Annotated in this window: 22 protein-coding genes; 11 read left to right on the top strand and 11 right to left on the bottom strand. The window is 69.6% G+C overall.

Features of this window, described 5'->3' with window-relative positions; all coding sequences use genetic code 11:
* Position 1 precedes the first annotated feature (1 nt).
* Genes AC07PU_RS01125 through AC07PU_RS01095 form a run of 7 tightly spaced genes read right to left on the bottom strand, consistent with a single transcriptional unit; the run spans position 2 to position 6,746 of the window.
* The gene (locus AC07PU_RS01125) at positions 2–1,105 is read right to left on the bottom strand and encodes a CobW family GTP-binding protein (RefSeq protein WP_495314517.1); all 1,104 of its coding nucleotides are present in this window, start codon (positions 1,103–1,105) and stop codon (positions 2–4) included.
* Positions 1,102–1,389 carry a hypothetical protein gene (locus AC07PU_RS01120; protein ID WP_256222711.1) on the bottom strand — a complete coding sequence of 96 codons (288 nt, stop codon included), beginning with the start codon at positions 1,387–1,389 and terminating at the stop codon, positions 1,102–1,104. The genes AC07PU_RS01125 and AC07PU_RS01120 overlap by 4 nt, the downstream gene beginning before the upstream one ends.
* A 22-nt stretch (positions 1,390–1,411) precedes the next feature.
* Complete coding sequence (locus tag AC07PU_RS01115; RefSeq protein WP_495314515.1) at positions 1,412–2,167, bottom strand: SDR family NAD(P)-dependent oxidoreductase; 756 nt, start codon at positions 2,165–2,167, stop codon at positions 1,412–1,414.
* Positions 2,168–2,183: 16 nt separating this feature from the next.
* Complete coding sequence (locus AC07PU_RS01110; RefSeq protein ID WP_495314513.1) at positions 2,184–2,963, bottom strand: SDR family NAD(P)-dependent oxidoreductase; 780 nt, start codon at positions 2,961–2,963, stop codon at positions 2,184–2,186.
* A gap of 12 nt (positions 2,964–2,975) precedes the next feature.
* Positions 2,976–4,391: an MFS transporter gene (locus AC07PU_RS01105; protein ID WP_208510698.1), complete on the bottom strand. Its 1,416-nt coding sequence runs from the start codon at positions 4,389–4,391 to the stop codon at positions 2,976–2,978.
* Positions 4,392–4,429: 38 nt separating this feature from the next.
* Positions 4,430–5,308: a polysaccharide deacetylase family protein gene (locus AC07PU_RS01100; RefSeq protein WP_296786278.1), complete on the bottom strand. Its 879-nt coding sequence runs from the start codon at positions 5,306–5,308 to the stop codon at positions 4,430–4,432.
* A gap of 1 nt (position 5,309) precedes the next feature.
* A complete protein-coding gene (locus AC07PU_RS01095) occupies positions 5,310–6,746 on the bottom strand; it encodes an amidase (RefSeq protein WP_495314509.1) in 1,437 nt (478 codons plus the stop codon).
* 235 nt (positions 6,747–6,981) lie between these two features.
* Between AC07PU_RS01095 and AC07PU_RS01090 the strand changes: the two genes are divergently transcribed.
* From AC07PU_RS01090 to AC07PU_RS01075, 4 genes are all read left to right on the top strand, one after another.
* Complete coding sequence (locus AC07PU_RS01090) at positions 6,982–7,245, top strand: type II toxin-antitoxin system Phd/YefM family antitoxin (RefSeq protein ID WP_177239426.1); 264 nt, start codon at positions 6,982–6,984, stop codon at positions 7,243–7,245.
* A 46-nt stretch (positions 7,246–7,291) separates the two neighbouring features.
* On the top strand, positions 7,292–7,717 hold the full coding sequence (locus tag AC07PU_RS01085; RefSeq protein ID WP_208510701.1) for a type II toxin-antitoxin system VapC family toxin: 426 nt from the start codon (positions 7,292–7,294) through the stop codon (positions 7,715–7,717).
* A 43-nt stretch (positions 7,718–7,760) separates the two neighbouring features.
* Entirely contained in the window at positions 7,761–8,177 is a 417-nt protein-coding gene (locus AC07PU_RS01080) for a MarR family winged helix-turn-helix transcriptional regulator (protein WP_398501000.1), read from the top strand.
* Between the two features lie 116 nt (positions 8,178–8,293).
* Positions 8,294–8,596: a hypothetical protein gene (locus tag AC07PU_RS01075; RefSeq protein ID WP_495314507.1), complete on the top strand. Its 303-nt coding sequence runs from the start codon at positions 8,294–8,296 to the stop codon at positions 8,594–8,596.
* Between the two features lie 12 nt (positions 8,597–8,608).
* Here AC07PU_RS01075 and AC07PU_RS01070 read toward each other — a convergent pair whose 3' ends face one another.
* A complete protein-coding gene (locus AC07PU_RS01070; RefSeq protein ID WP_495314505.1) occupies positions 8,609–9,817 on the bottom strand; it encodes an ABC transporter substrate-binding protein in 1,209 nt (402 codons plus the stop codon).
* 192 nt (positions 9,818–10,009) lie between these two features.
* Between AC07PU_RS01070 and AC07PU_RS01065 the strand changes: the two genes are divergently transcribed.
* The 4 genes from AC07PU_RS01065 to AC07PU_RS01050 are packed head-to-tail and all read left to right on the top strand — an operon-like array spanning position 10,010 to position 15,175.
* Positions 10,010–11,227: a cytochrome P450 gene (locus tag AC07PU_RS01065; protein ID WP_495314503.1), complete on the top strand. Its 1,218-nt coding sequence runs from the start codon at positions 10,010–10,012 to the stop codon at positions 11,225–11,227.
* Entirely contained in the window at positions 11,224–12,444 is a 1,221-nt protein-coding gene (locus AC07PU_RS01060) for a CaiB/BaiF CoA transferase family protein (RefSeq protein WP_495314501.1), read from the top strand. Before AC07PU_RS01065 ends, AC07PU_RS01060 begins: the two co-directional genes overlap by 4 nt.
* A complete protein-coding gene (locus tag AC07PU_RS01055; RefSeq protein WP_495314499.1) occupies positions 12,441–13,433 on the top strand; it encodes an NADPH:quinone reductase in 993 nt (330 codons plus the stop codon). Before AC07PU_RS01060 ends, AC07PU_RS01055 begins: the two co-directional genes overlap by 4 nt.
* Positions 13,434–13,468: 35 nt before the next feature.
* Positions 13,469–15,175 carry an FAD-dependent oxidoreductase gene (locus AC07PU_RS01050; RefSeq protein ID WP_495314497.1) on the top strand — a complete coding sequence of 569 codons (1,707 nt, stop codon included), beginning with the start codon at positions 13,469–13,471 and terminating at the stop codon, positions 15,173–15,175.
* Here the strand turns inward: AC07PU_RS01050 and AC07PU_RS01045 are convergent.
* Complete coding sequence (locus tag AC07PU_RS01045) at positions 15,157–16,986, bottom strand: histidine kinase (RefSeq protein WP_208508292.1); 1,830 nt, start codon at positions 16,984–16,986, stop codon at positions 15,157–15,159. The two genes, AC07PU_RS01050 and AC07PU_RS01045, sit on opposite strands and share 19 nt — an antisense overlap.
* A 283-nt stretch (positions 16,987–17,269) precedes the next feature.
* On the opposite strand from AC07PU_RS01045, the gene oxlT reads away from it, so the two are divergent.
* On the top strand, positions 17,270–18,601 hold the full coding sequence (oxlT, locus tag AC07PU_RS01040) for an oxalate/formate MFS antiporter (protein WP_093346820.1): 1,332 nt from the start codon (positions 17,270–17,272) through the stop codon (positions 18,599–18,601).
* 59 nt (positions 18,602–18,660) lie between these two features.
* Here oxlT and AC07PU_RS01035 read toward each other — a convergent pair whose 3' ends face one another.
* Entirely contained in the window at positions 18,661–19,410 is a 750-nt protein-coding gene (locus AC07PU_RS01035; protein ID WP_296799243.1) for a response regulator transcription factor, read from the bottom strand.
* Between the two features lie 322 nt (positions 19,411–19,732).
* On the opposite strand from AC07PU_RS01035, the gene AC07PU_RS01030 reads away from it, so the two are divergent.
* On the top strand, positions 19,733–21,970 hold the full coding sequence (locus AC07PU_RS01030; protein ID WP_093346814.1) for an NADP-dependent isocitrate dehydrogenase: 2,238 nt from the start codon (positions 19,733–19,735) through the stop codon (positions 21,968–21,970).
* Between the two features lie 23 nt (positions 21,971–21,993).
* Complete coding sequence (locus AC07PU_RS01025; protein WP_495314493.1) at positions 21,994–22,347, top strand: DUF1161 domain-containing protein; 354 nt, start codon at positions 21,994–21,996, stop codon at positions 22,345–22,347.
* A 12-nt stretch (positions 22,348–22,359) separates the two neighbouring features.
* On the opposite strand, the gene AC07PU_RS01020 is transcribed toward AC07PU_RS01025, so the two are convergent.
* A complete protein-coding gene (locus tag AC07PU_RS01020) occupies positions 22,360–23,889 on the bottom strand; it encodes an FAD-dependent monooxygenase (protein WP_495314491.1) in 1,530 nt (509 codons plus the stop codon).
* Between the last annotated feature and the right edge of the window lie 32 nt (positions 23,890–23,921).

The following is a 23,921-nucleotide window of genomic DNA, read 5'->3' as shown; positions in this document are numbered from 1 at the left end:
GCTACGCTTTCGAGGTGAGAGGATTCGGCCCGGCTTCCCGCGGCGCGTAGAAGCGTTCGAAGGCTTCCCACGAAGCGCGCACGTCCGCCTCGGACAGGCCCTGCACGATGAAGACCAGGCGCGAGCGCCGGTCGTCGTCGGGCCAGTCGGCCAGGTGTTCGGGCGGGTGCATCAGGTGCCCGATCCCGTGCAGCACCGTGGGTTGCCCGTGCGCGAAACCGTCGGCCGCGATGCCCAGCAAGCCCTTGATGCGCAGCAATCGATCGCCATGACGATGCACCAGCAGCGTGAGCCAGAGAGTGAGGGTGAACCATTCTAGGGGCCGCTCGAACACCAGGCAGAACGAGCGCGCGCCCGTGCCGGCCAGCTGCTGCGCATGGGTGCCGCCGATGCGCGCGGGCACCGGCGACGCACCGGCACGCGGCCGCAGCGTGCCCGCGGCGACGCGCGCGATCCAGCCCGCGGTGTCGTCGCGAGAGGCGCCGTCCGCGAGATCGTCGAGCCAGGGCACGGACGCCGCCGAAGGCGCGTCCAGTTGGCGGGCCACGGGGTTGAGCTCCGCCAGCAGCGCCCGCAGCCGCGTCGCTCCCTCGGGCGCCACCAGGTCGGTCTTGCTCAGCCACAGTGTGTCGGCCGCTGCGACCTGCGCGATCCATTCGGGGTGCTGCGCCTGCTGGCGCTCGGCATGCAGGGCATCGACCACGGTGGCGACGAAGGCCGGCCGGAAGTGATGGCGCAGCTGCGCATCGCCCAGCAGCGTGCCCAGCACCGGCCCCGGCGTGGCCAGGCCCGTGGTCTCGATCAGCACGCGGCGGAACGCCGGCAGTTCCCCGCGCTGGCGGCGCGACAGCAGGCGCATCAGCGCCTCCTTGAGCTCGCCGCGGATCGAGCAGCAGATGCAGCCGTTGTCGAGCAGCACGGTGTCGGCGTCGATCGCGCCGACCAGCAGGTGGTCGAGGCCGACATCGCCGAACTCGTTGATGAGCACGGCCGTGTCGCCCGCGGCGCTGCCCTGCAGCCAGCGCCGCAGCAAGGTGGTCTTGCCGCTGCCGAGGAAGCCGGTCAGGATGCCGACGGGCAGGACCTCGAAGGCGATGTCCGTCATGGCGCGTCGTCCTTCGCGGGCCATGGCATGGCCAGCGGATCGATGGTGCGGCCCAGCAGCTGCTCGGCCGCGCTCCACAGCGCGCTGAAGTCGGGCACCAGCACGCTCGCGCCGGTCGGGCCCTGCAGCAGGTAGGACTGCCCATGGAAGTCCTGCAGCTCGAGCCGGAACAGCCGCAGCAGGCGGTTGGCCCGCGCCACCTGGAGCAGCCGCTGGCGCCGTCCCTGCACCGAACCGGCCGCCGCATGGCTCCAGTGCGCCGTCCCTTGCAGCAAGCCGCACATCCCGCACATGGTCCACCGCCTTTCAGGGCATCACGTCGCCGGAATTGGGCCCGAGCGTCTGGCCCACGTAGAGATTGCCGCCGGGATCGGAGGCCAGCAGCACGGCGGTGGGCGCCACCTCTTCCACGCGGCCGAAGCGGCCCAGCGGCAGGCTGGCTTCCTTGGCCCGCTTCCAGTCGGCGCTGATGCCGTCGACCAGCGGCGTGGCGATCGGGCCGGGCGCGATGGCGTTGACCAGCACGTTGGCCGGCGCCATCTCGAGTGCCAGCGACTTGGTGAAGCCGATCACGCCGGCCTTGGCGGCCGCGTAGTGGCACAGTTCGACACCGCCCTTGATGCCGAGCTGCGAAGCCACGTTGATCACGCGCCCCCAGCGCTGCGCCGCCATGTGCGGAATGGCGCGGCGCGCGCAGAGGAACACGCTGCGCAGGTCGACGCGCAGCATGTCGTCCCACATGGCGGTCGGCATGTCGGCGCAGCGCGACTGGGTCAGCATGCCGGCGTTGTTGACCAGGATGTCGATGCCGCCGAAGGCCGCCACGCAGGCATCGATGGCCTCGTTGGCCACCGCCTCGTCGCCGATGTCGCCGACGGCGGTCTCGACGCGGCCACCGGCTTCGCGGCAGCGGTGCGCGGTGTCGTCCACCCGCGCGCGATCGATGTCGGCCAGCAGCAGGTCGGCGCCGGCGCGCGCATAGGCCAGCGCGATGGCGGCACCGATGCCGCTGCCGGCGCCGGTCACGACGGCGCGCCGCCCGTTGAGGAGTCTGTCGTTCATGGGTTCTCCTGCCAGTTCAACCGGGCCAGCGCACGGTGAGGCCGCCATCGGCGATCACCGACTGGCCCGTGATGTACGACGCGTCGTCGCCGCTCAGGAAGCGGATCAGCGTCGCGATCTCGCGCGCCCTGCCGACCCGCCCGAGCGGAATGCCGGCGGCCGCCTGCCGCAGGCCCTCGGGCCCGAGCGAGTTGACCGGGTCGAGCGACTGCGGCGTCTCGATCAGTCCGGGAATCACGCAGTTGCAGCGGATGCCGCGCGGCGCGAGCTCCATCGCCACGGCACGGCACAGGCCGGGCACGCCGGCCTTCGCGGCCGAGTAGTGGGCATGGTTCTCCCAGCCGTACACGCCGCCGGCGATCGACGACACCGCGACCATCGCACCGCCCTCGCCCATGTGGCGCGCCGCGGCGCGGAAGGTGCGCATCACGCCGCTGAGGTCGACGTTGATCACGTCCATCCATTGCGCGTCGCTCATGGCGGTGAGCGCCGCCTGGCGCAGCAGGCCGGCGTTCGCGACCGCATGGTCGAGGCGGCCGAAACGCTCGATGGCGGTCTGTGCGAAGCGCTCGACCTGGTCGGCATCGCCGACGTCGACGGGCACCATGACGCAGCGGCCGCCGGCGTCGCTCACGAGCCGCTCGGTCCGCGCCGGGTCGTGCGGATCGCCGGGGAAATAGCCGCCCACGACCGCGACATCGATTTGCGCATAGGCCAGCGCCAGCGCCTGGCCGATGCCGCTCGCGGCGCCGGTGATCAATGCCACGCAGCCTGTTCGTGCCCCTGATGTAGTCATCGGGTTGCTCCTTCAGCGCACCGACTTCGGGTCGACGTGCGGCACCAGCAGCATCACGATGCCGGAGATCGTGCAGGGAATCGCGCCCCAGACGACCGCGGCCTGCACCCAATCGGCCCCGTGCGACAGCGTGTAGGTCACACCGAAGCCCGCCGCAATGGCACCCACCTGTCCCATCGCGTTGACGAAGGAGCTGGCGGTGGCACGGATGTGGCTCGGGAAGCTCTCGCCGACCAGGAACAGCACCGCGGCATAGGGGCCGATCAGGAAGAACAGGCCGAGCGAGTACAGCGGCACGATGCGCCAGAAGTCGCCCTGCGGCGCCTGCAGCATCAGGTAGAACGCGAGCCCGCCCAGCACCCAGCCGATGGCGACGGCGTTGCGCCGGCCGATGCGGTCGCCGAGCCAGCCGTGGAACATGTAGCCGAGGAAGCCGGCCAGGTTCGAGACGATCAGCACCTGCAGCGCATTGGAGAAGTCCACGCCCTTGCCGGGCGTGCCGCCCGAGCCGCCGAGCACCGAGGTGCCCAGCACGGCGAAGATCACGATCGCGAACCAGTTGAGGAAGAAGCTCAGGGCCAGCGACAGCGTGGGCCGCAGCGACGCGCCCTTGAACATGGCGGAGATGCCGGTGTGATGCCGCGCCGACAGGTCGATGCCCTGCGCCTGCGCGAGCCGCTGCGCATCGGCGGCCCGGCCTTCGCGCTGCAGCCGCGCGATGCGCTGTCCGGTGATGAACTGCGGCGTCTCGACCAGCCGGCGGCCGAGGATCGCGATCACGATGGCGGGGAACATCGCGAACACGAAGGACAGTGCCCAGCCGCCGCCTTCGCCGAACCAGCGTTCGCCCAGCGGATAGAGCGCCGCCACCAGCGCCGCGGTGAGCACCGCGCCCACCGGCCAGCCGCCCTGCACCAGCGAGTAGATGAAGCCGCGCCGCCGGGTGGCGGCCGGGTCGGTGTGCACCAGCGAGAACAGTTCGCTGAGGTAGGTGGCGTTGATGCTCTGCTCGGCATAGCCGAGCCCGGCCAGCGAGCGCACCAGGATCAGCAGCACGAAGCCCACCCCGGCCGACAGGCCGATCACCCAGCCCGCGAAGGCCGTCAGCCCCGAGCACAGGGCCGCGCCGGCGACCGCGATGATGATGCCCTTGCGCCGGCCCAGCCGGTCGGCGATCGGCCCGATGCCGAAGGCCACGATGACCGTGCCGAGCGTGACCCAGGTGTTGAGGTTGGTCTGCTGGTCGGCGGTCCACTTGAAGTGGTCGCCGAGCCGGGGCAGCAGGGTGCCGAACAGGATGAAGTCGTAGACGGCGAACACCCAGGCGAAGAAGCACACCCAGGTGGCGTAGTTCACCTGCTTCTTCGTCACGGTCGGCGGCGTCCAGGCGGCGTCGGCCGCGGCTTGGGGAGGGATCGAGGCGGTCATGGTCGTTCTCTGTGGAAGGGGCGGTGCAATGCCGGGGCCTAGCCGCGCGGATGGCGGCGCAGGAAGTCGTCCGCGATCTGGTCGCAGGTCATGAAGCGCACGCCGGCGTGGGACTGGAAGTGCTCGATCAGCCGCTCGAGCATCAGCAGCACCTGGGGCCGGCCCGAGACGTCCGGATGGATCGTGATCGGGAACACCGCGTAGTCGTGCTCGCGGTAGACCCAGTCGAACTGGTCGCGCCACATCTGCTCGATGTCGCGCGGGTTCACGAAGCCGTGGCTGTTGGGCGCCTTCTTGATGAACATCATCGGCGGCAGGTCGTCCAGGTACCAGTTGGCCGGGATCTCGACCAGCGAGGTCTCGGTGCCGCGCTCGAGCGGCTTCATCCAGCTGTCCGGGTGCTTGCTGTAGTCGATCCGGGTCCACCGGTCGCCGACGCGGACGTAGTACGGGTGGAAGTCGTTGTGCATCAGGCTGTGGTCGTACTTGATGCCCTTCTTGATCAGCAGCTCGTTGGTGACGGGACTGAACTCCCACCACGGCGCGACATAGCCGGTCGGTGCCCGGCCCGCGAGGCGCGTGATGACGTCGATGCTGCGGTCGAGCACGGCCTCTTCCTGCTCGGGCGTCATCGCGATCGGGTTCTCGTGGCTGTAGCCGTGGATGCCCAGCTCGTGGCCCGCATCGACCACGGCCTTCATCTGGTCCGGAAAGGTCTCGGCCGAGTGCCCGGGCACGAACCAGGTGGTGGTCAGGCCGTACCTCTTGAACAGCTTCAGCAGCCGCGGCGATCCCACCTCGCCCGCGAACATGCCGCGCGAGATGTCGTCCGGCGAGTCCTCGCCGCCGTACGAACCGAGCCAGCCGCCGACAGCGTCCACGTCGACGCCGAAGGTGATGAAGATTTCCTTGGTCATGTCATTGCTCCTTGAAGTGGGGTGAAGAAAACAGGTGCTCGAGGGAAAGGGCGATCTGCAGCAGCCGTGCGTCCTCGCCGCGGGGGCGCATCAGCTGCAGGCCGGTGGGCAGGAGATCGGTGCTGCCGTCGGGCGCGGCCACGCGCTCGACGCCGCTGGGCATCGCGACGGTGGGCGTGTCGAGGAAGCTGCCGGGCATCGTGAGCCGCAGCGTCGCGAGGTTGGTGCGCGCGAAGAGCTCGTCGTCGGCCTCCAGCGGCTGCAACAGCGGCGCGGTGTGCGCGGTAGCGGGCAGCACCAGGGTTGCGCCCTCGAGATCGCGCTCGAAGGCCGCGATCAGCCGCTGCCGCTCCCATCGCAGGTGCAGGTAGCGCGCGGCGCTGACATCGCGCGCCGCTTCGAGCCGGCGGCGCACGCGCGGGTCCATGGCCTCGGCCTGCGGCGCATCGAGCCGCGCCTGGTGCATCGCGAAGGCCTCGCTGGCGCCGAGCCAGCCGCGGCTGTCGATCAGCGCCTGCACGAGGTGCAGGCTCGTCGCTTCGCGCTCCACGACCGTCGCGCCCGCGGCGCGCAGCCAGCGCATCCGCGCCCGCAGGTTCTCGCGCACCGCCGTCGTGACGCGCTCGCTGTCGAGGATGGCGGGGTCGACGACGAAGGTCTGCTGCGCCAGGGTGCGGCGGGCTGCGTCGAAGTCGCCGGCGAGCAGCTCACTTGCTTCGTCGCCGCGGCCGCCCTGGAGCACCGCATCCATGGCGATGCAATCGGCCACCGAGTGCGCGAGCGGCCCGACGGTGTCGAGCGACGGGGCGAGCGCGAACACGCCCGTCATCGCGTAGCGCCGCCTGCTGGCCCGGTAGCCGACCAGCCCGTTGAACGATGCCGGAACGCGCACCGAGCCGGCGGTGTCGGTGCCGATGCCGATCGGCGCGATGTCGAGCGCGACAGCCAGCGCGGCGCCCGAGGACGATCCGCCCGGTGCCCTGGCACGCGTGCCGAGGGCCGGGTTCGTCGGCGTGCCGAAGAACGGATTCAGCCCCAGCCCCGAATAGGCGAACTCGCTCAGGTTGGTCTTGCCGACGCAGACCATGCCGGCCGCCTCGGCATGCGCCACCAGCGCGGCATCGGCCTTCGCCGGTTCGGCCCGTGCAAGCAAGGCCGAGCCGGCCGTGGTCGGTGTGCCGCGGATGTCGAACAGGTCCTTCCAGGTCAGCGGCACGCCGTCCATCGGGCCAAGCGGCGTGCCGGCCCGCCAGCGCGCGGTGGCCCGTTCGGCCTGCGCGAGGGCCCGCGACACGGTGAGCTGCGTGAACGCGCCGCGCGCGGTCTGCGCACGCGCCAGACAGCGCTCGGCGACCTGCGTGGGCGTGAGCTCGCGCCGGGCGTAGGCGGCAGCCAAGGCACCGGCCGTCGTTGCTTGATGTGCTTCGTCGAAGTTCATGATCCGTTTGTTTTGTACTTTGATGACAAAGTACATTTCAGGCGGATCGTAGGTGCTTTTGACGTGCCTGCCTTAGGCGTTAATGCTTATTGACGCGTGGACTCGATCTTTGGATTACGCGTGCGCGAGCGTTTGTTTTGACGAAAGTTAGCAACGTAGCTAACATCTTCATCGAAGGCGACAACGGCGCGATGCACATTGCATGGCGGGTTCCGCCTCATCGAAAGGACGCACCATGGGACACGCACAGATCAAGACGGTTTCCAGCCGCGAGTTCGTGCACAACGTCAGCGCTGCGAGGCGCGTGGTGAGCGAGGGCGGCACGGTCATCATCACCGACCGCGGCGAGCCGACCCAGGCGCTCATTCCGATCGCCGAATACCGCCGCCTCACGAAGACCGACAAGAACCTGGTCGAGCTGCTGCGCATGCCCGAAGCCGACGCCTTCGACCTGGACGTCGAGCCGATCCGCATCGGCGCCAAGGACATCGACGCATGAAGCGCGATTGCTCGCACACGAACGAGCCCGAGGGAGGACGGCGCGCATGATGTGGCTGCTGGACACCAACGTCGTTTCCGAAGTCCGCAAGAGCAGTTGCCACCCAAACGTGCTGGCCTGGATGGCTGCCCATGCCACTGGCGACATGTACCTGTCCGCCGTCACGGTGCTGGAGATCCAGCGCGGCATCAGCCAGGCCGCGCAGCGCGGCGACGAACTGCAGGCCGAGGTCTTCCATCGCTGGCTCGAGACCATGGTGCTCCCGGCCTTCGCCGGCCGGATCCTGCCCGTCGATCACGTGGTGGCCCGGCGTGCGGCCAGCCTCGCATGGGCCGATGGCCGCGACTACCGCGATCCCCTGATCGCCGCGACGGCGCTGGTGCACGGCGCCACGGTGGTGACGCGCAACCTCAAGCACTTCGAAGCGTCCGGCGTGCCGCTGATGAATCCCTGGGACTACACGCCCGCCTAGCGGACCGGCTGCTACATTCCCGCGTCCCCCGCCGATCCCGCCCATGTCGACCTCCTCCGGCCCGGCCCAGAAGCAGCGCTTCGAGGCCCTCTCCAATTTCCGCCACACGCTGCGCAGCTTCCTGCGCTTCAGCGAGGACGCCGCGCGCGAGCAAGGCATCACGGCGCTGCAGTACCAGCTGCTGCTTCACACACAGGGCTTTCCGGGCCGCGACTGGGCCTCGATCGGCGAGCTGGCCGAACGGCTGCAGGCGCAGCCGCATGGCGTGGTGGCGCTGGTGTCGCGCTGCGAGGAAGCGGGCCTGGTCGTGCGCAAGCCCAGCACCGTCGATCGCCGGCAGGTGGAAGTGCACCTGCTGCCCGCGGGCCGCAAGAAGCTCGCGCGCCTCGCGACCGCGCATGCCGACCAGCTCGCGACCTTGGCCGAGGTGGTGCGGCTCGCGAGCAGCCTGCGCGACTGATAAGGTGTGAATGAACCTGCTGCGCCCGCGGGTCGGGCATCCGCAACGGCCGGCATCGTGCGCGGGCCGGTCGTTAAAATCCGCGACTTTCCTTCAATCCCCTCTTTTGTCTCCCCATGCGCCTTCGCCTCCCCGCACGCTCCGCCCTCCTCCTGTGTTCGCTGCTTGCCACCGCCACCGTTCGAGCGGAACCCGCCGATGCGATGGAGATGGCCGAGCGCTATGCGGATGCCGAGCACTGCATGGAGCAGATCGTCGGCAAGCGCTGGGAGATGCGCTATGGCGTCGAGCTCGCGCGCAACCAGTGGGGCGCGCTCGAGCCCACGGGCCGCTCGATGGACAGCGCGCCGCAGGCGATCCGCATGGCCGACATGAGCTGCCGGCGCGAACTCAGCATCGAGCGCCAGCCGCGGCCCTGACACCGCGCATGCTCAGCGCTCGATGGTGATCAGTTCGGTCATGGGTTTCCATGACTTGCCATCGAACTGCGCGAGCCGCGCCTGCCGGATCGGGTAGTAGTCGTCGGCGCGGAAGTTGATCTTCATGCCGGGCAGCAGCATGCCGAGCTCGATGTCCTTCAGCCCCTGCACCTGCTTGAGGAAGTTCTCGCGCGTGAGGTTGTCGCCGCAGCGCTCGAGCACCAGCGCCGTGAGTTGCGCGCCCATGTAGGTGTAGACCGAGGTGGTGTCGCCCGGATCGTCGTTGGGCAGGTACTTCTTGAAGAAGGCCAGGTACTCCTGCATCGCCTTGTCGTTGTTCCAGGTCGGGTCCGACGGCGTCTTGAACCAGTAGCTCGACACCAGCCCCACCGAGTTGTCGAGGCCGGCCGGGGTCAGCACGCCGCTGATCGAGCTCGACACGTAGGGCACGATGTAGAACGGCTTCCAGCCGATCGCCGCGGCCTTGCGGATCGCCTGCGCCTGTGCCTTGTTCGAGGTGAAGGCCACCAGCACCTCGGCGCCCGAGGCCTGCAGCTGCAGGATCTGCGAGTCGACGGTCGGGTCGCTCATCTCCTGGCTCACCTCCTTCACGATGTTCGACTGCTTCGCGCCCAGCGCCTTGCGGAAACCGCGCATGTACGACTTGCCCACGTCGTCGTTCTGGTAGAGCACGCCGATCTTCGCGTTGGGCTTGGCCTCGACCAGGTACTTGCCGTAGATCGAGCCCTCGATGTCGTAGGCGAAGGAGAAGGGCACGGTCCACGGCGTGGTGGCGGAGTCGTGCAGGTTCGGGCTCGAGGCATAGAAGAACACCTGCGGCACCTTCTTGCCGTTGAGGTACTTCTGCACCGAGGTCTGCGAGGCCGTGCCCATGGAATTGACCAGCGCCAGCACCTGGTCGGACTCGACCAGCTTGCGCGTACCCTCCACGGTCTTGGGCGGGCTGTAGGCATCGTCGACCGACAGCAGGTTGATCTTGCGTCCGTTGACCCCGCCCTTGGTCTCGTTGAGCATCTTGAAGTAGGCCACCGACATGCGGCCCACCATCGAATAGGCCGAACCGGGACCGCTGTAGGCCACGGTCTGGCCGAGCTTGATCTCGGTGTCGCTGGCACCGGGGCCGTAGGTCTTCTGGGCCTGTGCCGTCGCCGCGGTCGCGAAGGCGGTGCAGGCCACGAGGGCTAGCAGGGAAGCGCGCATGTGTGTGTCTCCTGGTTCCGGGGATGGTCGTTCTTCGAGCCGGCGCGAGTACATCAAGCGGCGCGCGCGGCGTCTGTCCCCTTGCCGGGGACGCAGCCTCTCGACCGGCCCGCGCCGTCCCCGTCAAGGGGACTGACGCGCGGCGGACGGCCATCGAGACTCGATGCATTCCCCCACGCCAGGAGCCCCTGCATGACCACCACCGCCGAACCCGTCGCGCTGCGCGACGCGCCCGTGCTGGACATCGACCCGTACGCGATCGAGGTGCTGCTCGATCCCTATCCGTTCCACGAGGCGCTGCGCGAAGCCGGTCCCGTGGCCTACATCGCGCCGCACGGCATCTATGCCGTGGGCCGCCACGCCGAGGCCAAGACCGTGCTGGCCGACCATGCGCGCTTCACCAACGCGGGCGGCATCGGCATCCAGGACATCCGCAAGCCCGGCGAGTTCCGCATCCCGAGCCGGCTGCTCGAGGCCGACCCGCCCGACCACACGAAGATCCGCTCGGTGGTCACGCGGCTGCTGTCGCCGCTCGTGATTCGACGCTGGAAGGAAGGCTTCGAGCGCAAGGCCGAGTCGCTGGTCGAACAACTGCTCGCGCAGCGCGAGTTCGACGGCGTGGAGGACTGCGCCGAGCGTTTCGTGCTCGAGGCCTTCCCCGCCGCGGTGGGCGTGCGCCTGCCGCGCACCGAGACCCTGGCCATCGGCGAGATGCGCTTCAACCAGAGCGGTCCGCGCAACGCGCTCTACGAGCGCGCGATGCAGGCCGCGCAGCCCTACCTCGCATGGTTCGAGGAGAGCGTGTCGCGCCAGGGCGTGATTCCCGACTCGATCGCCGAGCTGCTGTTCCGCGCCGAGGACGCGGGCGAACTCGACGAGGGCATCGCCTCGAACGTGGTGCGCAGCTTCGTGGGCGGCGGCACCGACTCGACCATCGCCGGCATCGGCTTCACGCTGCACCAGCTCGCGAGGAATCCCGCGCAGTGGGAGCGCGTGCGCACCGAGCCGGCCAAGGTCAAGGCCGCGTTCGAGGAAGGCATCCGCCACGAGACGCCGTTCCAGGTCACCTACCGCACCACGCGCGGCGAGACCGAGCTCTCGGGCGTGCGCCTGGCCCCCGACACCAAGATCGGCGTGTTCATGGGCGCGGCCAACCGCGACCCGCGCCAGTTCTCCGAGCCCGAGCGCTTCGACGTCGACCGCCCCGCGCTCGCGGGCAGCCACGTCGCGCTGGGCAACGGCATCCATGCCTGCATCGGCCAGATGCTCGCGCGCCAGGAATCGGAAGCGCTGATCGGCGCACTGAGCCGCCGCGTGGCGCGCATGGAACTGACGGCGCCGGCCAGCTACCGGCCGATCAACCAGATGCGCACGCTCGACCGGCTGCCGATGCGCATCGTGCCGGCATGACGGCGGGCAGCGAAGCGCGCGGTCCGCTCGCGGGCCTCAAGGTGCTCGAGATGGGCCAGCTGATCGCGGGCCCCTTCGCCGCCAAGACGCTCGGCGACTTCGGTGCCGAGGTCATCAAGATCGAGCCCCCCGGCGCCGGAGATCCGCTGCGCAAGTGGCGACTGCTGAAGGACGGCACCTCGGTCTGGTGGCAGGTGCAGTCGCGCAACAAGCGCTCGATCGCGCTCGACCTCAAGGACAGCGAGGCGCAGGCCATCGTGCGCCGGCTCGCCGCCGAGTCGGACGTGCTGATCGAGAACTTCCGCCCCGGCGCGCTCGAGGGCTGGGGGCTCGGTCCCGAAACATTGCTCGAGGCCAACCCGCGGCTGATCGTGCTGCGCGTGAGCGGCTACGGCCAGACCGGCCCCTACCGCGACCGCCCCGGCTTCGGCGTGGTGGCCGAGGCCATGGGCGGGCTGCGACATCTCACGGCCGAACCCGGCCGGGTGCCGGTGCGCGTGGGCATCTCGCTGGGCGACACGCTGGCCGCGCTGCATGGCGTGATCGGCATCCTGATGGCGCTGCAGGAGCGCCAGCGCTCGGGCCGCGGCCAGGTGATCGACGTGGCGCTCTACGAGGCGGTGTTCAACTGCATGGAAAGCCTGCTGCCCGAGTACAGCGCCTTCGGCGCGGTGCGCGGCGCGGCCGGCAGCGCCCTGCCCGGCATCGCGCCGAGCAATGCCTACCGCTGCGGCGACGGCGGTTACGCGCTGATCGCGGGCAATGGCGACAGCATCTTCCGCCGGCTCATGGCCACCATCGAGCGCCCCGATCTCGCGGCCGATCCGGCGCTGGCCGACAACGCCGGCCGCGTGGCGCGCGTGGCGGAACTCGATGCCGCCATCGGCGCCTGGACCGCGCGGCGCGACGTGGCCGAGGTGCTCGCGCGGCTCGACGAGGCCTCGGTGCCGGCCGGGCGCATCTACTCGGTGGCCGACATCGCAGCCGATCCGCACTACCTCGCGCGCGGCATGCTGCAGACCATCGCCATGGGCGACGGCGATGCGCTACAGGTGCCGGGCATCGTGCCCAAGCTCTCGCGCACGCCCGGCGCGCAGCGACGCAACGCACCGCGCCTCGGGCAGGACACCGACGCGGTGCTCGCCGAGATCGGCCTCACGCCCGCGCAGATCGCCGAGCTCAAGCGGCGCGGCGTCGTCGCGGGCAGCGAGGCATGAGCACGATGCGCGCCGCCTTCTACACGCGGCAGGGCGAAGCGGCCGAGGTGATCCGCATCGGCGAGCAGCCGCGGCCCGAGCCCGGCCCCGGCGAAGTGCGGGTGCGGCTTCGCAGCTCGGGCGTGAACCCCTCCGACTGGAAGATGCGCCGCGTCGGCGGTGGCCGCGCGCTGGTGGCGCCGCTGATCGTTCCGCACAGCGACGGCGCCGGCGTGATCGACGCGGTGGGCGATGGCGTGCCCGCCGCGCGCATCGGCGAGCGCGTGTGGACCTGGAACGCCCAATGGCGGCGCGCCTTCGGCACCGCGGCCGACTACGTCGCGCTGCCGTCGGCGCAGGCCGTGCCGTTGCCGGCCGCGCTGGGCTTCGCCGAGGGCGCCTGCCTGGGCATTCCGGCCTTCACCGCGCTGCATGCCGTGCGCCTTGCCGACTGCGGCCCCGGCCAGCGCGTGCTGGTGGCCGGCGGCGCGGGATCGGTGGGCCATTACGCGATCCAGTTCGCGAAGCTGCGCGGCGCCGAGGTCATCGCCAGCGTGAGTTCGGCGCGCAAAGCCGCGCACGCCATCGCGGCCGGCGCCGACCATGTCGTCGACTACCGCGAGCAGGACCTCGGCGACGGCGTGCAGGCCCTCACGGGCGGTGCAGGCGTGGACCGCGTGATCGAGGTCGACCTCGCGAACAACGCGGCGCACTACCCGAAGTTGCTGAAGCCCGGCGCGCGCGTCGTGGTCTACGGCACGACCGGCCTCGAAGCCGTGCTGCCGGCCATGGTGCTGATGCAAAAGAGCGCCGAACTGCGCTTCTTCACCATCTACGAGATCGCACCCAGCGAGCGCGAGGCCTGCCTGCGCGAACTGCTGCCGCTGCTCGAGGACGAGCTGCTGCTGCACACCATCGGCCAGCTGCTGCCGCTCGAGGAGATCGTGCGCGCGCACGAACTGGTGGAGCGCGGCGAGGTCCTCGGCAACGTCGTGCTCGCCATCGACTGACCCCCTTCCATCCCATCATTTCCCAGAGGTTCCCCATGATCGAAACCGACGTGGTCGTCATCGGCAGCGGCGCGGCCGGGCTCACCGCCGCCGTCACCGCGCGCCAGCTGGGCCTGGAGGTGCTGGTGGTCGAGAAGACCGCGCTGTTCGGCGGCACCACCGCCTACTCGGGCGGCGCGCCCTGGATCCCGTGCAACCACGTGATGAAGCAGATCGGCCTCGACGATTCGCGCGCGGCCGCCGAGACCTACTTGCGCGCCGTGCTCGGCGAGGCCTATCGCGACGACCTCGTCGCCAGCTACCTCGACCATGCGCCCGAGATGCTGGCCTTCATGGAGCGGCACTCCGAGGTGCGCTTCAAGCCCTTTCCGCTGCCCGACTACGAATCCGACCTGCCGGGCGCGGCGCGCAGCCGCTCGCTGCTGACCCAGGCCTTCGACGGCCGGCTGCTCGGCCACCGCCTGGCCGACCTGCGCATGCCGCTGCCGCAGCTGATGCTGTTCGGCAGCATGCAGATCGAGGGCGCCGACATCCATCCGATGCGCCATGCGCTCAAGACCTGGGCCGGCTTTCGCCACACCGCGCGCGTGATGCGGCGCTTCGTCGCCGACCGGCTGCGCTACGGGCGCGGCACGCGCATCGTCAACGGCAACGCGCTGGCGGCGCGGCTGTTCCATTCGGCAATCCAGGCCGGCGTGACGCTGTGGAAGAACACGCCCGCGCTCGAGCTCACGATGCAGGACGGCCGCGTGACCGGCGTGGAGATCGAGCGCGAGGGCCGCCGCATGCAGGTGGTCGCGCGGCGCGGCGTGCTGCTGGCCACCGGCGGCTATGGCGCGAGCGAGGCGATGCGCCGCAAGCACATCCCGTTCGCCGAGCACCACCATTCGTTGCAGCCCGAGGGCAACGTCGGCGACGGCGTGCGCCTCGGCGTGGCGGTCGGCGGCCTGCACGACCCGGCCCATGCGGGAGACTGCATCTGGACGCCGGTGTCGGTGCTGCGCAAGCCCGACGGCGGCATCGTCAAGTACCCGCACATCTTCATCGACCGTGCCATGCCCGGCTGCATCGCCGTGGGGCCCGACGGGCGGCGCTTCGTCAACGAGGGCGGCTCGTACCAGACCTTCGTGGGCACGATGCACCGGCGGGGCATCACCACGGCGCACCTGATCGCCAATCGCGACTTCCTGCGCCGTTACGGCCTGGGCCTCGCGCGGCCCGCGCCCTTCAGCGCGCGCTCGCTGATCGAGGCCGGCTATCTGGTCGAGGCGCCGACCCTGGCGCAGCTGGCCGGGCGCCTCCACATCGATCCGCACGAGCTCGAGGCCACGGTGCGGCGTTTCAACGAAGGCGCGGCGCGCGGCGAGGACCCCGAGTTCGGCAAGGGCGCCGATGCGCACTCGCGCTTTCGCGGCGACCCGGCGCATGCGCCCAATCCGGGCGTGGCGCCGATCGGCGACGGGCCCTACTACGCGCTCGCGCTGCACCCGGGCGATCTCAGCACGGTGGGCGGCCTCGAGACCGATGCCGAAGCACGGGTGCTGACGCCGCAGGGCACGCCGATCGAGGGGCTCTATGCGGCCGGGCTCGACATGAACTCGATCATGCGCGGGCGCTATCCGGGCGGCGGCAGCAGCATCGGGCCGGCGATGACCTTCGGCTACATCGCGGCGCGGCAGATGGCGCAGGCGCGCCCGGCGACACCGCCGGCCGAGGCCCGCGCTCAGACGATCGGCGCGTAGCCGGGCGCGGCCCAGCGCAGGGTCACGCGCGTGCCCTGGCCGGGCCGGCTGTCGATGGCCAGCCGCACGCCCATGGCCTCGGCCTGCTCGCGCAATCCCACCAGCCCATAGTGCCCTGGCGCGATGGCCTGGCTGTCGAAGCCCACGCCGTCGTCCACGATCTCGAGCTGCAAGACGCCAGGGTCCGCTGGCTGCAGGCGCAGGCCCAGATGCCGCGCGCCCGCATGCCGCTCGACGTTGCGCAGCAGTTCCTCGCACATGCGGTACACGGTCTCGGCGGGCTCGGCGACCAGCGCCGGCAGGTCGGGCGCGAGCTCGCAGTCGAGCACGATGCCCGTGCGCTCGTTCATGCCGCGGGCCAGCTCGACCAGCGCCGCGCCCAGCCCGATGTCGCGCACCGGGTTGCTGCGCAGCTGGTCGATGGCGCGGCGCGCCTCGTCCAGGCCCTCGCGCGCGGCCTGCTCGGCGCGCATCAGCTCGTCGGGCAGTTCCTGCGGCTGCGTGGTCGCGATGTGCTTGAGCACGCGGATCTCGGTCAGCATGGCCATCATCGAATGCGCCAGCGTGTCGTGCAGGTCGCGCGCCATGCGCAGGCGCTCGCGCATCACGGCGGACTCGCGCGACTCCTGCGCCAGCCGGCTGATCTCGACCGTGCGCTGGCGCACGCGCTCGTCGAGTTCGGCATTGAGCAGGCGCAGCTCGTCGCGCTCGCGCTGCAGCGTGTCGAGCAGGCGGTCGAGCGCCGTGCCCAGGCGCGCGGCCTCGTCGGCGCCCTCGGGCACCTCGATGCGCGAGGCGCTGCCGGCGAGCACCGCGTCGGCCGAGCTCGCGATCACGCTCACGCGGTGGGTCAGGCGATGCGTCATGGCCACGCCGACCACCGCGGCGCACAGGCCCAGCATGCTGAGCACCAGCGTGATGCGCCATTCGATGGCGGTCGCGAACGAGGCCAGCGAGGCCACCGGCTCCACCACCACCACGCGCCAGCCCAGGCGCCGCAGGGTGCCGTCGCGCTCGGTGCGCGGCGCCGCCACCAGGAAGGGCTTGTTGTCGACCAGCCGCCGCACCCGGATGCGCGCCGGCAGGTCGGCGCCATCGGTGCCCAGCCCGGCGACCGTCGGGTCGAAGGGCGCGGCCAGGTCGCCCCTCTCGCGCCAGCGCGTGCCGAGCAGGGCCGCCGGGCCGTGGCGCACCATGCCGTCGCGGTCGATCAGCAGCCACTCGCCCGGCGAGGCCTTGATGCCGGACACCGTGTGGTCCACCCATTGCCAGCTGAGCTGCGCCGCGACCACGCCGACGATGGCGCCGTCGGCGTTGCTCACGGGCGCGCTGAGCTTGAGGAAATGCTCGCCCGGCGAGCGGCCCTCCTCGATCCACGCATCGGCCAGCCCCTGCGAGATCCACGCATGCTGGTTGACGTTCTCGCCCACCACCTTCGGGTCGGTGGCCGCGACGATGAAACCGTCCGCGTCGGTCAGCGCCAGCCAGATCAGGTCCGGCACGCCGCGGTGCACCGCCTCGAGCGAACGCTGCCGCCACGCGGCGTCGTCGCCCTGCACGTCCTGCGACAGGATCGAGGCCACCACGCTCACCGACTGCAGGCGCAGCAGCATCGCGGTGTCGAGCTCGGCGCTGACGTGCTCGCCGGCCGTCTCCAGCCGCTGCGAGTGCACCTCGAGCAGGGTCGAGCGCACGAAGCTGCGCAGCCAGAGGTTGGCCGCCAGCGCCAGGCAGATGGCCAGCGCGATCATCAGCCAGCCGATCGCGGCGGCGAGGCTGCGTCGGGGATCGATGCGCTGCAGCAGGCTCATCGAGAGGTCGAAGCCGGCGGGGCGGGAGGGGGGCGCGCGGTCATGGGCGGCGCATTGTCGCAAAGGACCCGGGGCGCGTCAGCCCATGACTTTCGGTATGGGCACTTACCCTGAGATCTCGGGGTTTTCCTCGGGTCGCGGCGTGACTTCCGGCAGGCGCGAGCAGTTATTTTCGAGACGACAGTTGCGTCCATCGCGCAGCGTGTCGAGAGATGCGCCACATCCACCCCGTTCGACAACGCCGCGACGCGATCGGCGTGACCTGCCAAGGAGACATTCGACAATGAGCACCCCCACATCCCTCTCGCCGGCCGTCGGCGCCTCCGCCGGCGTCCCGGTACGCTGGTACGCCAGCCGCTGGACGCAGCTGGTCGTCGGCATCGTCTGCATGATCGCGACCGCGAACATCCAGTACGCGTGGACGCTGTTCGTGCCGGAGATCCAGAAGTCCTTCGGCTGGGAGCGCGCCTCGATCCAGATCGCCTTCACCATCTTCGTGCTGGTCCAGACCTGGCTCGCGCCGATCGAGGGCTACTTCATCGACAAGTTCGGGCCACGGCTGATCGTGGCCTTCGGCGCGCTGTTCATCGGCGCGGCCTGGGTCATCAACTCGCAGGCGACCACGCTGCTGGGCTTCTACATCGGCGCGGCCGTCGGCGGCATCGGCGTGGGATCGATCTACGCCACCTGCATCAACAACGCGCTCAAGTGGTTCCCCGACCGCCGCGGCCTGGCCGTGGGCCTGACCGCCGGCGGCTACGGCGCCGGCTCGGCCGCGACCATCCTGCCGATCGCCGCGATGATCGAGTCGTCCGGCTTCCAGGAAGCCTTCTTCTTCTTCGGCGTGATGCAGGGTTCGCTGGCCTTCCTGGCCGCGTGGTTCCTGCGCGCCCCGAAGGCGCACGAGATCCGCGCCTCGGCCAAGCTCACGCAGAGCCGCCGCGACTACACGCTGAAGGAAGCGCTGAACACCCGCCTGTTCTGGCTGATGCTGCTGATGTTCTCGTGCGTGGTCACCGGCGGCATGATGGCCGTGGCGCAGCTGGGCGTGATCGCGCAGGACCTGGGCGTGAAGGAGTTCAAGGTCGACCTGTACTTCTTCGTCATGGCCGCGCTGCCGCTGGCGCTGATGCTCGACCGCGTGATGAACGGCATCTCGCGCCCCCTGTTCGGCTGGATCTCCGACCACATCGGCCGCGAGAAGACCATGGTGATCGCCTTCACGCTCGAGGGCATCGGCATCATCGCGCTGGGCTACTTCGGCCACAACCCGTGGGCCTTCCTGATCCTGTCGGGCGTCGTGTTCCTGGCCTGGGGCGAGGTCTATTCGCTGTTCTCCGCGCTGGCCGGCGATGCCTTCGGCACCAAGCACATCGGCAAGATCTACGGCGTGCTGTACTGCGCCAAGGGCGTCGGCGCGCTGTTCGTGCCCATCGGCAACCTGATGATGGAAGCCACCGGCACCTGGTCGACCGTGCTCTACACCGTGGCGGCGCTGGACCTGTTCGCCGCCTTCCTGGCCATCGTGGCGCTGCGGCCGATGCTCAAGGCGCACGTCGAGGCCTCGTCCGCGAATCCCGCGGGCAAGCATGGACGCTTCGGATTGAGCGAATGACCCGTTCGAGCAAATGAGCGAATGAACGACGCCGGGCACGACCCGGCGTCTTTTTTTCTTCAGGACTGTTTTCTTCGCGCGAGCACGAGCACCGCCAGTTCGGTGCGCGTGTTCGCGTGAAGCTTTTGCATGATGCGGCTCGCGTGGTTCTTCACCGTGCCCTCGGCCAGGTTCAGCGCCGCTGCGATCTGGCGGTTGCTCTGCCCCTTGGCGATCAGGTCGAGCACCACGGCCTCGCGCTCGGTCAGCGGATCGGGCGCCTCCTGCGGCTCGGCCGACGCGGGCTCGGCGGAGGCCGGCGGGTCTTCCACCGCCACGTCCTGCGCCACGTGGTTGGCCAGCAGCCGGAACTGGTCCATCACCTTGCGCGCGATCTGCGGCGTCATGCGCGACTCGCCGCGGTGCACCGCGCGCACCGTGTCCAGCACCTCCTCCTCCGACGCATCCTTGAGCAGGTAGGCCTGCGCGCCGGCGCGCACCGCGTCGAACACCAGGTCGTCGCGGTCGAAGGTGGTCAGCACCATCACGCGGGTGCGCGGCAGCGCGGCCGTGATCTCGCGCGTGGCCAGCACGCCGCTCTGGCGCGGCATGCGCAGGTCCATCAGCACCACGTCGGGCAGCAGGCGCCGCGCGAGTTCCACCACCTCCATGCCGTCGGCGGCCTGGCCGACGACCTGGATGTCGGATGCGGCGTCCAGCAGCATGGCCATGCCGCGGCGGATCAGCGGCTGGTCGTCGGCGACGAGGACCCGGATCCGAGGGTCGGCGGGCGCAAGGGGTGGAACGGGCGAAACGGTGGTGGCGCTCATGGGGGCATCGGGGGGGATGCGCCATTGTGCGATGCAGGATGGCCCGTGGCGGACAGGGATGGCCCTGAGGCAGCCGGGTATTTTCGGGCCCCGGGTCCCGGGCCGGCCGCCTTCGCCGGCCTGGCGCGAAAATACCCCGAAAAAGACCGTATCCGGCCGGTCGGTGCCCCCTGGAGACATACCCCCACGCCAGGGTTTCGGAGCCCGCGCGGCGGAACCGGGTCCCGTCCGCGCGACAATCCGGGTCTACGGCCAGAAAAAGGGCCCCCCGACGGCCGGAAATCCCAGTGACCCGACAGCCCAGCATCTACGGAAGAAGCGCATGAGCACGAAGCAACCTACCATCATCTACACCCTGACCGACGAGGCGCCCCTGCTGGCGACCTACGCATTCCTGCCCATCATTCGCGCCTTCGCGAACCCGGCCGGCATCAACGTCGAAACCAGCGACATCTCCGTGGCGGCCCGCATCCTGGGCGAGTTCCCCGAACTGCTGAGCGACGACCAGAAAGTGCCGGACAACCTCGCCGAGCTGGGCAAGCTCACGCTCAAGCCCGAAGCCAACATCATCAAGCTGCCCAACATCAGCGCCTCGGTGTCCCAGCTCAAGTCGGCCATCAAGGAACTGCAGGGCAAGGGCTACAAGATCCCCGACTACCCCGAAAACCCGACCACGGACGAGGACAAGGACATCCGCGCGCGCTACAACAAGTGCACCGGCAGCGCCGTGAACCCCGTGCTGCGCGAAGGCAATTCCGACCGCCGCGCGCCCAAGGCCGTCAAGGAATACGCCCGCAAGAACCCGCACAGCATGGCCGACTGGAGCCAGGCCTCGCGCTCGCACGTCTCGCACATGCACGGCGGCGACTTCTACCACGGCGAGAAGTCCATGACCCTGGACCGCGCGCGCAACGTCAAGATGGAGCTCATCACCAAGAGCGGCAAGACCATCGTGCTCAAGCCCAAGGTCGCGCTGCTGGACCGCGAGGTCATCGACTCCATGTTCATGAGCAAGAAGGCGCTGCTGGCCTTCTACGAGAAGGAGATCGAGGACGCGCACAAGACCGGCGTGATGTTCTCGCTGCACGTCAAGGCCACCATGATGAAGGTCTCGCACCCCATCGTGTTCGGCCACTGCGTGAAGATCTTCTACAAGGAAGCCTTCGAGAAGCACGGCAAGCTGTTCGACGAGCTCGGCATCAACGTCAACAACGGCATGGTCGACCTCTACACCAAGATCGCCACGCTGCCCCAGAGCACCCAGGACGAGATCAAGCGCGACCTGCACGCCTGCCACGAGCACCGCCCCGAACTCGCGATGGTCGACTCGGCCAAGGGCATCACCAACTTCCACTCGCCCAACGACGTGATCGTGGACGCCTCCATGCCCGCGATGATCCGCAACGGCGGCAAGATGTGGGGCGCCGACGGCCGCCTGAAGGACGTCAAGGCCGTGATGCCCGAATCGACCTTCGCCCGCATCTACCAGGAGATCATCAACTTCTGCAAGTGGCACGGCGCCTTCGACCCCAAGACCATGGGCACCGTGCCCAACGTCGGCCTGATGGCCCAGAAGGCCGAGGAATACGGTTCGCACGACAAGACCTTCGAGATCCCGGAAGACGGCGTCGCCAACATCACCGACCTGGACACCGGCGAAGTGCTGATGAGCGAGGACGTCGAGCAAGGCGACATCTGGCGCATGTGCCAGGTCAAGGACGCCGCGATCCGCGACTGGGTCAAGCTGGCCGTCAACCGCGCGCGCAACTCCGGCATGCCGGTGGTGTTCTGGCTCGACGCCTATCGCCCGCACGAGGCCCAGCTGATCACCAAGGTCAAGATGTACCTGCACGAGCACAACACCTCGGGCCTGGACATCCAGATCATGAGCCAGGTGCGCGCCATGCGCTACACGCTGGAACGCGTCGTGCGCGGCCTCGACACCATCAGCGCCACCGGCAACATCCTGCGCGACTACCTGACCGACCTGTTCCCCATCATGGAGCTGGGCACCTCGGCCAAGATGCTGTCGATCGTGCCGCTGATGGCCGGCGGCGGCCTGTACGAGACCGGCGCGGGCGGCTCGGCCCCCAAGCACGTGCAGCAGCTGGTGGAAGAGAACCACCTGCGCTGGGACTCGCTGGGCGAGTTCCTCGCGCTGGCCGTGAGCCTGGAAGACCTGGGCCTGAAGACCGGCAACAAGCAGGCCGCCATCCTGGCCAAGACGCTCGACACCGCCACCGGCAAGCTGCTCGACAACAACAAGAACCCCTCGCCCAAGACCGGCCAGCTCGACAACCGCGGCAGCCAGTTCTACCTGGCGATGTACTGGGCACAGGAACTCGCCGCGCAGACCGACGACACGGAACTGCAAGGCCGCTTCAAGAAGCTGGCGGAGGCCCTCTCGTCCAACGAGCAGAAGATCGTCGACGAACTCGCGGCCGTGCAGGGCAAGGCCGTGGACATCGGCGGCTACTACCTGGCCGACAAGGCCAAGTTCGAAGCCGTGATGCGCCCGAGCGCCACGCTCAACGCAGCGCTGGCCTCGGCCCAGGGCTGATCGACAGCGCGCAGGTGGCAGCCGTGAAGCCCTCCTGGCGCGCGATGCTCCCCGCCGTGCTGGCCCTGGCCGGCGCGGCGGGCAGCGCGCACGCGGCCGAGGACTGCGAGGCCCTGCGCACCCGCATCGAATCGAAGATCGCCGCCGCCGGCGTGGCGCGCTTCACCGTGGCCGTCGTCGATGCCAATGCGTCGACGAACGGGCAGGTGGTGGGCAGCTGCGAGCTTGGCAGCAGGAAGATCGTCTATGAAAGGGACGTCGGCACTGGCGCGGGTTCGGCGCCGGTGGCGGCGGGACCGGGCTCGGCTTCGGTGGGGGAGCCGATGTTGACCGAGTGCAGGGACGGGACTGTGTCGATGGGTGGGGACTGCAAGTAGTTTCCTGAGGCATCACGTTCTGCGTGGCGCTGCAACCCAGGTGGTCAGGGCTTCTTCAAGACCCTCCCACGATGGCCCCCGAACCCATGCCACGTAGCCGTCGGGCCTGACCCACACGGCCGTCGGCGCACCGACCTCGCCGATCACCGGAAGCTCCCAGGTGCCATCGAAACTGGCATCGATCACCTGGACCTTGTCGGCCAGGCGTTCCGCATCGGAACCACCCGGCATCCCGAAATTGAGCAGCAGCGGCCGCGCCGAGTGCATCAGCGTGAAGACGCGCCTCGTACCTTCTGCGGTCACGACATCGAGATCCGGCATCCGCCTCCCCAGCAAAGGATGCCCCTCCCCCAGGTCGTACCGGATATCCAGCCCCGACATCATCCCCGCGAAGCGCTTGCGCGGCTCCTCCATCCGAAGCAGCGCCGACATGCTCTCCGCCAGCGCCTTGCTGCGATCGTCCTGCCGCCGCAGCGCGACCTGCGCCAGCGAATTGCGCAGCACCAGCGCTCCCACCGGATGCCGCTCCGCCTGATAGGTATCGAGCAGGCTGTCCGGCGAGATCCCCTTCACCACCTGCGCCAGCTTCCACCCGAGGTTGAAGGCATCCTGCACGCCGAGATTGAGCCCCTGCCCACCCGCCGGGTAGTGCACATGCGCCGCATCTCCGGCCAGCAGGACCCGTCCCTGCCGATAGCTGGCCGCTTGCCGGGCCATGTCCGTGAAGCGTGAGATGTGAAGGGGACTGTGGACGCCGAAGTCGGTGCCATAGTGGGCGATCAAGCCTTCGCTGAGATCGCGCAAGGTGGGTTGATCGGAGCGGCCTACGTCCCGTTCCGTCACCATGATCCGAACCGTCTTCCCGTCGTCCATCCGGCTGAGGCCATGGATGCCGATCGCGTCGTGACGCATGCCCCAGGTGGGTTCGTCGGCGATCTCGGCCTCGGCGAGGATGTGGCTCACGGTCGGGTCCCACCCCGGAAACTCGATCCCCGCCGCCTTCCGGATCACGCTGCGCCCACCATCGCAACCGACCAGGTATTGCGCACGCAGCGTCCGGCCTTCGCGCAGATGGACGTCGACACCGGCCTCGTCTTGGTCGAAACCGACCACCTCGCGCTCCCGATACGTGGTCACGCCCAGTTCGGCTATCCAGCCCGCGAGAATGCGCTCGATGTGCTTCTGCCACAGCGCCAGTCCGTAGTTGTGCCGCGTCGGAAAGTCGCTGATGTCGAGCCGGTTGAGGCCGAACGCGGCCACCTGGGCGGTCTGCCCCTCGGCCAGGAACCGGTCGACGATGCCGCGCTGGTCGAAGATCTCGAGGGTGCGCGCATGCAGGCCGCCGGCGCGCGATCCCTCGATCTCCTGGTTCGAGCGCCGCTCGAGGATCGCGACATCGACGCCGGCCAGCGCCAGTTCGCCCGCGAGCATCATGCCGGTGGGGCCCGCGCCCGCGATCAGCACCCCATGACCACCACCAGGCGCAGTGACGCTTGCGGAAATCTCGTCCTGGGTTCGGCCCGTCTCGTTCGATCGACTCATTGCCTGCGGTCCTCCATGCGATGGTGTACGGC

The organism is Variovorax sp. GW821-FHT10D07, assembly GCF_059415325.1.
Note: the sequence above shows the minus strand (reverse complement) of the source record. Positions and strands in the feature narration are given on the sequence as shown.

Excerpts from the sequence above, each read along its gene's own strand:
- AC07PU_RS01125 (WP_495314517.1), bottom strand. The coding sequence starts at position 1,105 with ATGACGGACATCGCCTTCGAGGTCCTGCCCGTCGGCATCCTGACCGGC.
- AC07PU_RS01120 (WP_256222711.1), bottom strand. The coding sequence starts at position 1,389 with ATGTGCGGCTTGCTGCAAGGGACGGCGCACTGGAGCCATGCGGCGGCC.
- AC07PU_RS01115 (WP_495314515.1), bottom strand. The coding sequence starts at position 2,167 with ATGAACGACAGACTCCTCAACGGGCGGCGCGCCGTCGTGACCGGCGCC.
- AC07PU_RS01110 (WP_495314513.1), bottom strand. The coding sequence starts at position 2,963 with ATGACTACATCAGGGGCACGAACAGGCTGCGTGGCATTGATCACCGGC.
- AC07PU_RS01105 (WP_208510698.1), bottom strand. The coding sequence starts at position 4,391 with ATGACCGCCTCGATCCCTCCCCAAGCCGCGGCCGACGCCGCCTGGACG.
- AC07PU_RS01100 (WP_296786278.1), bottom strand. The coding sequence starts at position 5,308 with ATGACCAAGGAAATCTTCATCACCTTCGGCGTCGACGTGGACGCTGTC.
- AC07PU_RS01095 (WP_495314509.1), bottom strand. The coding sequence starts at position 6,746 with ATGAACTTCGACGAAGCACATCAAGCAACGACGGCCGGTGCCTTGGCT.
- AC07PU_RS01090 (WP_177239426.1), top strand. The coding sequence starts at position 6,982 with ATGGGACACGCACAGATCAAGACGGTTTCCAGCCGCGAGTTCGTGCAC.
- AC07PU_RS01085 (WP_208510701.1), top strand. The coding sequence starts at position 7,292 with ATGATGTGGCTGCTGGACACCAACGTCGTTTCCGAAGTCCGCAAGAGC.
- AC07PU_RS01080 (WP_398501000.1), top strand. The coding sequence starts at position 7,761 with ATGTCGACCTCCTCCGGCCCGGCCCAGAAGCAGCGCTTCGAGGCCCTC.
- AC07PU_RS01075 (WP_495314507.1), top strand. The coding sequence starts at position 8,294 with ATGCGCCTTCGCCTCCCCGCACGCTCCGCCCTCCTCCTGTGTTCGCTG.
- AC07PU_RS01070 (WP_495314505.1), bottom strand. The coding sequence starts at position 9,817 with ATGCGCGCTTCCCTGCTAGCCCTCGTGGCCTGCACCGCCTTCGCGACC.
- AC07PU_RS01065 (WP_495314503.1), top strand. The coding sequence starts at position 10,010 with ATGACCACCACCGCCGAACCCGTCGCGCTGCGCGACGCGCCCGTGCTG.
- AC07PU_RS01060 (WP_495314501.1), top strand. The coding sequence starts at position 11,224 with ATGACGGCGGGCAGCGAAGCGCGCGGTCCGCTCGCGGGCCTCAAGGTG.
- AC07PU_RS01055 (WP_495314499.1), top strand. The coding sequence starts at position 12,441 with ATGAGCACGATGCGCGCCGCCTTCTACACGCGGCAGGGCGAAGCGGCC.
- AC07PU_RS01050 (WP_495314497.1), top strand. The coding sequence starts at position 13,469 with ATGATCGAAACCGACGTGGTCGTCATCGGCAGCGGCGCGGCCGGGCTC.
- AC07PU_RS01045 (WP_208508292.1), bottom strand. The coding sequence starts at position 16,986 with ATGAGCCTGCTGCAGCGCATCGATCCCCGACGCAGCCTCGCCGCCGCG.
- oxlT (WP_093346820.1), top strand. The coding sequence starts at position 17,270 with ATGAGCACCCCCACATCCCTCTCGCCGGCCGTCGGCGCCTCCGCCGGC.
- AC07PU_RS01035 (WP_296799243.1), bottom strand. The coding sequence starts at position 19,410 with ATGAGCGCCACCACCGTTTCGCCCGTTCCACCCCTTGCGCCCGCCGAC.
- AC07PU_RS01030 (WP_093346814.1), top strand. The coding sequence starts at position 19,733 with ATGAGCACGAAGCAACCTACCATCATCTACACCCTGACCGACGAGGCG.
- AC07PU_RS01020 (WP_495314491.1), bottom strand. The coding sequence starts at position 23,889 with ATGAGTCGATCGAACGAGACGGGCCGAACCCAGGACGAGATTTCCGCA.